Origin of the sequence: Nocardia sp. NPDC058519, from assembly GCF_042719755.1 — a bacterium.
GTDB lineage: Bacteria > Actinomycetota > Actinomycetes > Mycobacteriales > Mycobacteriaceae > Nocardia.
Window position 1 is genome coordinate 1 of the sequence record NZ_JBHXNK010000051.1, and the last position, 10,852, is coordinate 10,852.

12 protein-coding genes are annotated in these 10,852 nt (G+C 63.7%); 9 read left to right on the forward strand and 3 right to left on the reverse strand.

Features of this window, described 5'->3' with window-relative positions; genetic code table 11:
* The first annotated feature begins 605 nt into the window (after window positions 1-605).
* Window positions 606-947, forward strand: coding sequence for a hypothetical protein (locus tag ACFWPK_RS33380; protein ID WP_378922667.1), 342 nt, complete (start codon window positions 606-608; stop codon window positions 945-947).
* Between the two features lie 146 nt (window positions 948-1,093).
* Window positions 1,094-2,578 carry a PIN domain-containing protein gene (locus ACFWPK_RS33385; protein WP_378922669.1) on the forward strand — a complete coding sequence of 495 codons (1,485 nt, stop codon included), beginning with the start codon at window positions 1,094-1,096 and terminating at the stop codon, window positions 2,576-2,578.
* Window positions 2,579-2,752: 174 nt separating this feature from the next.
* On the opposite strand, the gene ACFWPK_RS33390 is transcribed toward ACFWPK_RS33385, so the two are convergent.
* Window positions 2,753-3,262 (reverse strand): DUF5753 domain-containing protein, encoded by a 510-nt coding sequence (locus ACFWPK_RS33390; RefSeq protein WP_378922671.1) that lies wholly within the window; start codon window positions 3,260-3,262, stop codon window positions 2,753-2,755.
* Between the two features lie 400 nt (window positions 3,263-3,662).
* The gene (locus ACFWPK_RS33395; RefSeq protein ID WP_378922673.1) at window positions 3,663-3,902 is read right to left on the reverse strand and encodes a hypothetical protein; all 240 of its coding nucleotides are present in this window, start codon (window positions 3,900-3,902) and stop codon (window positions 3,663-3,665) included.
* Window positions 3,903-4,147: 245 nt separating this feature from the next.
* On the opposite strand from ACFWPK_RS33395, the gene ACFWPK_RS33400 reads away from it, so the two are divergent.
* The 4 genes from ACFWPK_RS33400 to ACFWPK_RS33415 all read left to right on the forward strand — a co-directional run bounded on the left by ACFWPK_RS33400 (window position 4,148) and on the right by ACFWPK_RS33415 (window position 7,694).
* Window positions 4,148-4,561, forward strand: a complete 414-nt coding sequence (locus ACFWPK_RS33400; protein ID WP_378922675.1) for a hypothetical protein — start codon at window positions 4,148-4,150, stop codon at window positions 4,559-4,561.
* 23 nt (window positions 4,562-4,584) lie between these two features.
* The gene (locus tag ACFWPK_RS33405) at window positions 4,585-5,214 is read left to right on the forward strand and encodes a hypothetical protein (protein WP_378922677.1); all 630 of its coding nucleotides are present in this window, start codon (window positions 4,585-4,587) and stop codon (window positions 5,212-5,214) included.
* Window positions 5,215-5,463: 249 nt separating this feature from the next.
* The gene (locus tag ACFWPK_RS33410) at window positions 5,464-5,928 is read left to right on the forward strand and encodes a hypothetical protein (protein ID WP_378922679.1); all 465 of its coding nucleotides are present in this window, start codon (window positions 5,464-5,466) and stop codon (window positions 5,926-5,928) included.
* A gap of 44 nt (window positions 5,929-5,972) precedes the next feature.
* The gene (locus ACFWPK_RS33415; RefSeq protein WP_378922681.1) at window positions 5,973-7,694 is read left to right on the forward strand and encodes a tetratricopeptide repeat protein; all 1,722 of its coding nucleotides are present in this window, start codon (window positions 5,973-5,975) and stop codon (window positions 7,692-7,694) included.
* Here the strand turns inward: ACFWPK_RS33415 and ACFWPK_RS33420 are convergent.
* Entirely contained in the window at window positions 7,678-7,941 is a 264-nt protein-coding gene (locus ACFWPK_RS33420) for a hypothetical protein (protein WP_378922683.1), read from the reverse strand. The genes ACFWPK_RS33415 and ACFWPK_RS33420 overlap by 17 nt on opposite strands.
* Window positions 7,942-8,501: 560 nt before the next feature.
* Between ACFWPK_RS33420 and ACFWPK_RS33425 the strand changes: the two genes are divergently transcribed.
* The 3 genes from ACFWPK_RS33425 to ACFWPK_RS33435 all read left to right on the forward strand — a co-directional run.
* Window positions 8,502-8,978, forward strand: coding sequence for a hypothetical protein (locus ACFWPK_RS33425; RefSeq protein WP_378922685.1), 477 nt, complete (start codon window positions 8,502-8,504; stop codon window positions 8,976-8,978).
* 92 nt (window positions 8,979-9,070) lie between these two features.
* Window positions 9,071-9,889, forward strand: coding sequence for a hypothetical protein (locus ACFWPK_RS33430; protein WP_378922687.1), 819 nt, complete (start codon window positions 9,071-9,073; stop codon window positions 9,887-9,889).
* Window positions 9,890-10,397: 508 nt separating this feature from the next.
* On the forward strand, window positions 10,398-10,852 hold a 455-nt coding region (locus ACFWPK_RS33435; RefSeq protein WP_378922689.1), incomplete at its 3' end, for a tetratricopeptide repeat protein.

A 10,852-nucleotide genomic window follows, 5' to 3' on the forward strand; every position in this document is an offset into this window, starting at 1 on the left:
GCCGATCACCGACAGTCGCCGCCACGGCGAACATGATGCCCCACCCGAGGACCTATCGGACGAGAACCGGAAACTCGATTGGGAGACATGACCTAAGTTGCTGCGACTCCGGATCCTTCCCAGCGCGCGCGGGTCGGCGGCTCGGTGCTGGAGGAGGCTGGCCAACGCGGAGTCGATCGTGGCCATCGTGCCGACGCCGAAAGCAGGGAGACAGCTCAGGTCGTGGTGGGTGTAGGTCACCAGATCGCCGAGGGTGAAGATCCCTCCCGCCCGAGCATGTTCGACAGGCGCGGACTGAACATCGTCCTCAGCTGGACTGTCGCCAGGCCCTTCGGCGCGGTTGCCTCGCTCATGCGCATCACCGTAAACCGTGGTCACGCAGTCGAGTTCAGTTTTTCGAGGTGCGGACTTGTGCTACCCCCGGGTTTCGGTGAAAACGGCGCTGGAACAACGGGTTCGGTATGGCTCCTGGTCAGGCCATCAGTGCCTCACGTCGGCAGCTCGTTGACCTGCGCAGTGTCTGGTTTCGACAAGGATTTGAGGGCTCCGGTCTTTTCGCGTCGATGCTCCTCGACGCCGCGGGGACCGGACTACCATTTTCGGCCGTGACCATCCCTCGATACGAACTGACCCCGGAACAGGCTCAGCGGATGCGCGATGCCATCGCCTCTGCGGAGATGCTCGATCCACCCATCGTCTCCTCGGCGGAACAGCAGGGCTTGGTGCTCGACATCGCTGCGGTCGGCATCACCGCCACCGGCGATTCTTACTTGCGATGCGCCGACAAGGGATACCTGCGCGTCCCGGAGGCTCTGGCTGGCTGGGCAATCCTCTGTATTGGGGAGCACCAGGATCTCGTGAAGGCAGGAAACGAGGGGCTGTTCCCTGCCCGGGTCGAGTTCGGGGTCTTCGACGGCCGGATGTACGCCGAACGCCTCGACAACTGACTACTTCCGCACCCGTCGGATCAGGCCTGGCGATCGGCAACGTCGTCAAACGACTCCGGCTACTACGGACCGCGACCATCGCCATCAACGGCGTCACCGAACCATTCCCACCCGAAATCCCTGCCCCACAAGCCGGAATCTGGAATGTGAAGATCGTGGTGCCCGAGGTTGTGTTCATGGAGACGGTGAACACGGTCCGACGGGATTGGGAGGCAGAACGCGGCCGCGTGGCGGCATTGGAGGTCGGCGAGTTCGGATTCCGGGACCATCAGAAAGCGATCATGGATGGGATCACGAAGGATCGCGACGAATACGAGCAGTGGCTTCGCGATCGCCTCACAGAGGTTGGCGTGCCCGTCGTCACAACCCCGCAGGTCGAGGCCCTTGAGCTCGCCCGCCGTGCCATGCGGCTTCAACGTCCGTATCGCAAAACGACCGACGGATTGCGTGACACGCTCATCTGGCTGACGGCGGCTGCCGTAGCCGAGGAGAACCCTGGTGAGAAGGTGTGGTTCCTCAGCGACAATCACCAGGACTTCGGGCAGGAGCGGGTCGGAAAGGATGCCGTGAATCCCAATGAGGCATGTCCTTTCCCGCTGCATCCTGACTTGGCGACCGAACTCGCCGACAGAGGGTTGTCGGGGCGTGTGGAGTATGTGGTCAAGATGGAACGACTGATCAGGTATTTCGAGTCGCTTTTCTCCCCGATTGTCGACACCGACTTGGCAAGTCTGACCAGTGGGCTCAACTGGAATCTGCTCGCAGATCTGTTCGTTGCCACACTCGCTGGCTGGGGTCTCGATCCAGAGCGGGCGGCCTTGCCGTTGGAGACTGTGGCCGCGACCGTGGTGGGTTCGGGGAGGCCGACAGAGGGGTGGCGGTTCAGCGATGGCGCCGGCCGCGGAGAGGACGGCTGGACCGCCCGCTTCTCGGTAGATACTGAAATCGATCTCGCGCTGCTGGGCGAGGGGTCGAGTCGCAGCATAATTACGAAACAAGTCCGAGTGTCCGGCGACATCTTGGTCTCGCTGGAAGGAGAGATCCAGAGCCTGGGGGTGACCTCGGTCGAAGCATTGCCTGATGATCCGATGCGCGCTCGCTGGGAGCGTCGCGCCGAGGGGGCGCCTTTGGAAGATCTGTTCGCCCGGTACGCAAAGTCAGACGTGTTCAAGAACTCGATCGCCGAGGTGGTCGCTCGGGTCGCAGAGTCGGACGCGTTCAAGCACTCGGCGACCGAGGCAACCGGGCAGTGGTTGGATTCGGACGTATTCAATACTGCGATCGCCGAGGTAGCCGCTCGGTATGCAGAATCGGAGGTGTTCAAGAACTCGATGCTGCGGTGGGCCATCTCGGACACACTGCAGGTCGCGCTCAGGAGCTCGGACGCGGGACTGGTTGAGAAGGGGGTAACCCCGGATGTCGCCGAGGACGTGATTGGCATGGTGGCCGGTCACTTGGCGACTTCGGACCATTTCGGCCAGGTGATCGCCAGAGTGGCTGAGGAGTGGGAGGTTCCAGACATACTCAAGAACTCGGTCGCCGAGATGGCTATGCAGCGCGTGACTGCGGGCCTGCTGACCAGCTCGATCGCTGATGCAGCCGAGGAAGATGCCGATGGTCGGGCAATGTAGGGCGAATTCATCGAGGACGGCGAGCCGGATGTGCAACGCGACATCGGTTCCGAGGAGTGAACTTTTAGCTGAATTCGACGTCACTAGCAGAACAGTTGGGTGACATTGCGTTCCCGTTCTCGTTTGACGTTGGTCAGTTCCGACCGCCGATTGCTACCCACGTCCCGAGCCCGGTCAAGTGAGGTCATCGAGGGCGGCCACGATCAGTTGACGTGCCTCGCGGCCGTAGACCGCGGACCGTTTCAGCTCCTCGAACACCCGCGCGTAGAGGCCGATCTCGGCGGGCTGGCTCACCTGAATGGACGCGGTCGGGGTTTCCAACGCGACCAGGTCGTCGTCGAAGATCCAGAACCCCGCGCTGCCCACACCACCGCGTTCGCGCATCAACGGGATGATGCTGAGCGAGATGTTGGGCAAGGCCATCACTTCCAGCAGGCGCCCGAGCTGGCCGGCCTGCACTTCGGCCGAACCGAACCATGTCCGCAGCGCCTGTTCCTCGAGGACGATGACGAACCAGCGCCCACCGCGTTGCACGATCCGTTGCCGCGCCATCCGGATCGCGACCGCGTCCTCGACATCGTTGGGGGTGGCCAGGAACCGGATCCAGAACTGCACCATCGCCCGCGCGTACTCCGGGGTCTGGAAAAGCCCTGGTACGACGTTGTGTTCGTAGATCCGGAACACCGTGGTCGCCTTATACCGTTGCGGGGTATGGGCACCGAGGAACCCGTTTCATTCCGGCGCGGGATTCGCGCCGGTGCTCGGTGTAAGCGGAATCGACCGCGTGCAATGTGGCGACGAGGTCGGGTTCCCGCTCGGACGCATCGGCCAGGCGGCACCAGTCGGCGATGTTGCGCACGGTCGGCAGCTGGCGGGCGTTCTCGATCTTCGACACCCGGGTGAAGTGCTGGCGTGGCTGTGCTGGGCTACGTCCACGGTCACACGGGTCGGATATCGGAACCACGTACAAATACACACTCGGGCGCACAGGTTTGCCTCCATGCGCCCGAGTTGTGCTTGGCAGGCCTCACAGCGCGCTCACGCGCTAAAGGCATGGATTGAGCACGGTCGGAACTGCTCGGCGTCAGCGCCTTTCGGCGCCGGGGTACTCGCTGTCTATGCCGTCGGCGACCGCGTTGATCTGGTAGGCCAGACTGCGCGCGTTATTGGGAGAGAGCCGGATCAGGGTGCGGGCGCCGTCTTCGTGGTCCACCGCGATCTCGACGTTGTTCTGCTCGGCGTCTTCGCTTCCGTGCGCACCGACGCTCTCACCTGCCGTGGTTACCGCGGGCGCAGGCAGATTGTCGTCATCGAACTGGGTCATCGCTGTTGATCTTCCTCTCTGGAGATGTGCTCCAGGCAGGCTACGTCGCTGGAGTCGCACAGCGTTTGCCAACGGGAAAATGCCTGTGTCCCAAGCTGGTCGGGCTGTCGGTGCGTTCGGCTACGTTTGTGAACAGCCGCGGAGGTAGGTGGCTAATTCTCTGAGCTGAAAGCAGGTGAAGGATGGACCCAGTTTCCATTGTTGCTGGTGCAGTTGCTGTTGGTGCAGCAACCGGTGCGGGCGATGTGGCCCGGCGAGGCATCATCGATCTCTACGAAGGCATCAAGGCGCGGATCGCGGGCGCGTTTGGTTCGGCCAGCGCCGATGTCGCTGCGGTCGAGGCTGATCCGGAGGAGCCGTTGCGTCGCCAGCTGCTCGCCAAGACCCTCACCAAGGCCGGCGCCGGGGAAGACGCCGAGCTCTTGGCGGCCGCGCAGGATCTGCTGCGCCAGGTCGCCGAACTCGCCCCCGAAGCGGCGACGGCGGTCGGTATCGAGCTGCGCCGCATCGAGGTCGGCGGGGACATCGAAGTCACCGATATCGCTCTGCAGGGCACCGGTGGAGTGTCCGCCACCGACATCCTCGCTGGTGGGTCGATGCGGATCTCCAATGTCACTGTTCGTCCGGAGCCGCCCCACCCTACTCAGGCGCGACGGTAGATCCAGCCGCCGCGCGTTCCGGGTTGTCCGCCACCATCGCCCACTCCAACGTGGGCAGGGACGTCATCACCAATTACAACACCGTGCCCAGGGAAGGTAACGGCGGGCGAGTTCGTGCAGTCACCTGCTCGGTGCAGGCTGTTCCGTTTCAGGGAAACCTGTGGGTAGTCAAGGTCCACAACGGCACCGGCGGTCCCATCACCGACCTCGCCGTCGATGTCTACGCCGTTGACGATGCAGGCAACCGGGTCGCGACACCCTGCACGCCCGCCAAGGGTTCGGTACCGGTGTCGGAGTTCATGCGCGAGGTCGTCGGGCAGCACTTGCAAGGTGCCCTCGGGGGCATCGCGGATCAGGCGGCCGCTCAGTCGGGATTCGGCTTCGGGCCGGGCATCTCCCCCGGAGCCCTGGGGCTCATGAGTGGTAGCTCGCTGCCCACCGCCATGACCGACATGATCTCGAACAAGATTCAGAGCGTCGTCCACGCGCACATGAAAGACAGCTTCCCCGCAGTGCTCGTCGCGGGGAACGAAGAAATTGTCCTCTACGGCACCGGCGAGAGCCTGTCGGTGCAGGCTGATATCCGCTTCGCGGACGAGGACGGAGCTCACTGGGTCCGGCCATTCGGCCAGCTGCCCAAACCTGTTCAGTAGCACCTGACTGTTGGTGGCTCGGTACCCGAAGTGGGGTGCCGGGGCCACCAACGTGTCCACTCCCCGACGTCTGGCCACCGACACGGTCCGCCTTCCAGCGATACCGAATGCCCACCCGTCTCGCCGCGTCATCCGCTTCGGGACAAGTCGCTGCCGGAACCCATGCCTCAGGCGGCGTTTTTCGAACGCGGGCAGGCGGGACGGCGATATAGGTGCGCTGTGCGGGGTGGTGATGGGAGGATCCCGGGTATGGATCCGATTACGGCAGTGGTTGTTTCGGCGATCGCGGCAGGCGCGGTGGCGGGGGTGGGCGATACCGCGACGCAGGTGGTCAAAGACGCCTACGCCGGGTTGAAGAGTCTGCTCTCACGCAAGTACACCGATGTGGATGTCTCCGCGGTGGAGAAGAAGCCGGACTCACAGCCGAAGAAGGATTCGCTGGCCGAGGACCTTGACGAAGCGGGCGCCGCAGGTGATCAGGAGCTCGGGCAGGCAGCGGCCGCGGTACTGGAGGCCGTGCGCGAGCATGCACCGCAGGTAGTGGTCGGTCTCGATATCGACAACTTGGTGGCTGAGGCTCTCAAGGTCACCGACGTCGAGTCCGCCGGTGACGGGGTGCGCGTACGCAACAGCAGGATCACCGGTGCCGCGGAGTTCTCCGGGGTGCGGGCGGGTTTCCCGGCGCCGCCGGGCCCCACCACGGCGCGGGACTGAATCCCGGTACTCCCGCGCCCTCGGCCGCTGCGGCCGGAATCCTTGTGTCCGGGAGTGTCATCGGCACGCTCAATATCGGTGGTCGGGCCTCGGTACCGGTGCGGTCGGTGCGGGAGTTGGTGCGGGTCTACGGGATCGAGGATCTGCCCACGGTCGCCGATCTCGATCCGTATCGGTTGGGGTCGACAAGTTCGGTGTTCGGTCGTTCGGGTGAGTACGGGATGCGTGACACCTACGTGACCCGGACCGCTCACGACGTCGATGCTCGCTTGGCCGAAGCCCTCACCGGTGGGCGGTTGGTGGTTGTGGTGGGGCCGTCGAAAGCGGGCAAGACCCGCACCCTGTTCGAAGCTGTACTCGCGCACGATCCCGAGGCGCGGGTGGTGTGGCCGGTCACCGATGGGATCCGTGAGCTCGCCATCCATCCGCGAATCGCCACCAGCATCGATCCGCTGATGGTGTGGCTCGACGATCTGCACGAATACCTCGCCGGGCCGACCAGGCTGACCCTGGCGGTGCTGGCCCAACTGTTGGCACGGCCGGGGCGGACTGTGGTGGTGGCGACGTTGCGTTCGGAGATGCGTGCTCAGTTGCGCGGTAGTGGTGAGTTGCGGCAGGACACCCGGATGCTGCTCGAGCAGGCCGCAACCGTCGATCTGGCCTCCACCAGCGACGACGACGACGAACGCACGGCCGCCGACCGCGCCTACCCCAGCTATGGCGGTGAGCGTTACGGGCTAGGGGAGGGATTGGCCGGAGCGCCGGAACTACTGGCCCGCTACGACGACGCCCGCGCCGCCGATCCCGAACTGTACGCAGTGATCGCCGTCGCGGTGGACTGGGTGCGGATTGGACGCACCGATCCCATCCCCCAACATGTCCTCATCGACCTCACACTGCGCGAACTACGCAAAACCCATCCCTATCGGGACCCCAATACTGCCTGCATCAGCGCCGCGATCCACACAGCGCGCACACCACCCCCCGGTGCGAGCCGCACTGCCGCGCTGCACACCAGCTTCCTCGATGACGACACCCGCGGTTACCGGGCTTTCGATTACCTCACCGCCGCCGACGACGGGCAAGATCACCGAACACCACGCCCTGTTCCCGACGCTTACTGGCACGAGGCGACCAACGACTGCGACACAACCACCCTAATCATCGTCGGGGTTGCTGCGTACTATCGCGACAACACGCCCGCCGCGACGACACCTTTCCGGAAAGCCGCCGAAGCCGGGGACTGCGACGCGATGTTCGTCCTGGGCGTCCTCCTCGCCGAGAGTGGTGATCTCAGTGAAGCTAAGAGCTGGTACCGTGCGGCCATAAAGGCCGGGCACAGCGGCGCGATATCGGTCCTCGGCGTCCTCCTCACCAAGCGCGGTGATCTCAGCGAGGCCGAGAGCTGGTACCGCGAGGCCGTCGAGGCCGGGCACAGCGGCGCGATGATCGACCTCGGCATCCTGCTCAAACAGCGTGGTGATCTCGTCCAAGCCGAGTCCTGGTACCGAAAAGCTATCGAGGCCGGGCAGCACAGCCGCGCGATGGTCAACCTCGGCTTCATGCTTGAACAGCGTGGCGATCTCAGTGAAGCCGAGTCCTGGTACCGAAAAGCTATCAAGGTCGGCGACCGCGACGCGATGGTCAACCTCAGCTTCCTGCTCAAAAAGCGTGGTGATCTCAGCGAATCCGAGAGCTGGTACCGCAAGGCTACCGGGGTTGGTGGGATGATTGACCTGCGCTACCTCCTCAAACACCGTTGGTGATCTGTTCGAGGCCGAGTCCTGGTACCGCAAGGCCGCCGAGGCCGGGCACGTCGCCGCGATGAAAAATCGCGGCATCCTGCGCGCTGATCGCAACCGAGGGGGACGGCTCGACCATTTCTACCGTTCGGAGAACGAACGTCTGCCGAACGGCGCCGCGCCGCGGTGGCCCCACGCTGAACCTGCAGGCGCGAATGTTCGTCAACCCGTTCACTACCGAAAGTTCGCTCAGCAGGTCCGACGCTTCCATCGAGATCGCCTGCTGGACAAGGTTGCTGAAGAAAGCGCACGGATCCAGGCAGAGTGGTTGAAGACACGTCGGCCCCGCAGCCGTTCGCCGACAGAACTGCGGTCAGCCACAACAAGTCACCCCGACCGCAGGACGCATACCTCAATCTGGATAATCGAACGTATGTGCGACTCGATTCGGCTCTACCTGCGCAACGGGCGCTGGACGGAACCGGCTCCCCGCTTCTGCCCGGAGGGACACCGCCTGGGGCCAGGACCGTCACTCGTGAGCGTGATGCCATGCATCCGAATCGGCGGGCATCACCGGACGCATACGTGCCTGGCCTGCAGCACGACCATCTACAGCCCACCGATTCACTCTGACTGTGAGGACTAGGACGGGCCCATGAGCGGGGACGCACCCGCCGAGGTTGGGCCGAAGGGGTTACGAGGCGTTCTTCATGAGCGGCGCCGACGAGCGCGGTCAGCTTGTATGAATGGCTATGCGAGGGGTGGCTTTTGAGCTAGGTTGTGCGAGGTCACGACTGCTTGGCGGTGGACTCAGAGTGGGAGGCTAATGACATGGATCCGGTGACATTGATCGTGGCTGCGGTAGCGGCGGGGGCCGCGGCGGGGGTGACCAAGGTAGCTACTCAGGTCGTGACCGATGCCTACGAGTCGTTCAAGGGTTTGCTGACCCGTAAGTATGAGGTGATCGAGGCTGAGGTCGTCGGAGTAGAACGCGACCCGGTAGAGCCGTTGCGACGTGAGCTGCTGGCTAAGGAATTGGCCAGAACCACTGTTGGTGAGGATCTTGAGATACGTTCTGCCGCTGAAGAGTTGCTACGGGTCATAGCTGACCAGGCGCCTGCGGCGGCCGAGGCGGTGGGCGTGAGGTTGACCCGGGTCGAGGCGGGGCAGGAGATCGAGATCAGCGATATCTCCGGGTACGCGGCGCGTGCTGTGGAGGCCACCGATGTGAAGGCTGGTGGCTCGATCAGGATCAGCGGCATCCGAGCCGGGAGTCCGGACGAGGACCCTTCGACGGCGCCCCGGTAGTAGCCCCCATCCCGGACGCGTCGCTTCTTCCCGGTGCAGGCAGTGCGCCCCCAACGGTGGTGAGCGTTGCGGGCGTTGTTGCGGGTAGGGATTTGATCATCGGTGGTGCTGCCCCGATGCCGCCGGTGGGGTTGTACCGGCTGCAAGTCGAGCACTTCGCTCCGGTCAAGGGGCTGCTCGACCGCGACGGCGAGAAGGAGATGCTTGCGGGTTTTTGCCACGGCAAGCAGGCGTACATGTGGGTGCATGGCCGAAGACGCGCGGGCAAGACCGCGCTGCTGGCCGGATTCGCACTGGAACCGCCGTCGGGGGTACGGGTGGTGTGCTTCTTCGTCACCAACCAGCTGCGAAATCAGAATACCCACACTGACTACACCAACGCCGTACTAGATCAGCTGGCAGTATTGATGCCAGATCAGGCCGAGGTAATCAATGCAGCGAACATCTACCGTGACGGGCTACGCGACCATTTGCTCACGTTGGCCGCAGAGAGGGAATCGGTGGAAGGCCGTCGTCTAGTGCTGGTGGTCGACGGTCTCGACGAAGATGTTGGCAGCCCGCCGATCGTGACCCTGCTGCCACGACGCCCGCACCCGAATTTGAGGGTGATCACCGCTAGCCGGAGTGATCTGTCGCTGCCGATACCAGCCGAGCACCCCATAGCTACCGCTCAACCGTATCTGATTGCAGCCTTCACGCGTTCCACAGGCTACGACCCTCCTTCGACGCGTACGTCCACATCTTCCCGATCTTCGCCCGGCCGCGAAGAGGAACATTCGGCTTCGTGGGGTTCACCGCAGGACTGTCTTATTCGATGGGAGCACCCTCGCCTAGGCACCCTAAGTTTCAATGATCAACAAACAGCCGTTGAATTCTTCAAGGCTGCGGGAGGCTTTGATGAGCGGCCATGAAATGGAGCACTCCAGGTGGGTTCCCATTGAGCGGACTGGCTCGCCTACGAGCTTGGACTCAGCCGTATCAATATCCGGGGAGCCCGCTGATACTGCTATGCCTCATCCCGCGTTGACGGTTACACATGTCGCGGGCATCACATTGCTGGCTCGATTCGAACAGACCGGTGACCGTTCCGACCTACACGAGGCCATCGCCCTAGCTAAGCAAGCGGTTGAGAAAGGATCCGCCGATCCCGCGATCCTGAATAGCATGGGTACTGAGCTGGCATCGTTGGGCTTCTCGTGGGAGGCCCTCCAGGTGACCACCGCGGCGGTATCAGAATGCCGCCGACTTGCCGTAGATAGGCCAGCTGAATCCGAACCCGACTTGGCGTTCACCCTGAGCAACCTCGGCAATCGCTTGTTGGAAGTTGGACAGGCCGAGGAGGCCCTCACGGTCACCACCGAGGCGGTAGCGATTTCCCGCCGGCTTGCCGCGAGTCAGACTACGAGTCGTGTGCCCGACATGACCGCTTTGATGTCCAACCTTGCTCGCACTTACCTTGCCTTGGGCGACCTGGGGCGAGCGACGGCGCTCTACCAGCAGGTTCTCGCAGATCGGGTGCGGATCGTCGGACCCGAACACCCAGCCACCCTCGCCACCCGGAGCAACCTCGCCGGTGCCTACCGAACAGCGGGACGGCTAGAGGAAGCGTGCACGCTCTACGCCGACACCCTCGCCGACAGCGAGCGGATCCTCGGACCCGAACACCCCGCCACCCTGAACTCTCGCAACAATCTCGCCTACGCCCACGAGTCGGCAGGACGCCTGGAAGAGGCGATCACGCTCTACCAACAGACCTTCACAGATCGGGTGCAGATCCTCGGACCCGAACACCCAGCCACCCTCGCCACCCGGAGCAACCTCGCCGGTGCCTACCGAACAGCGGGACGGCTAGAGGAAGCGTGCACGCTCTACGC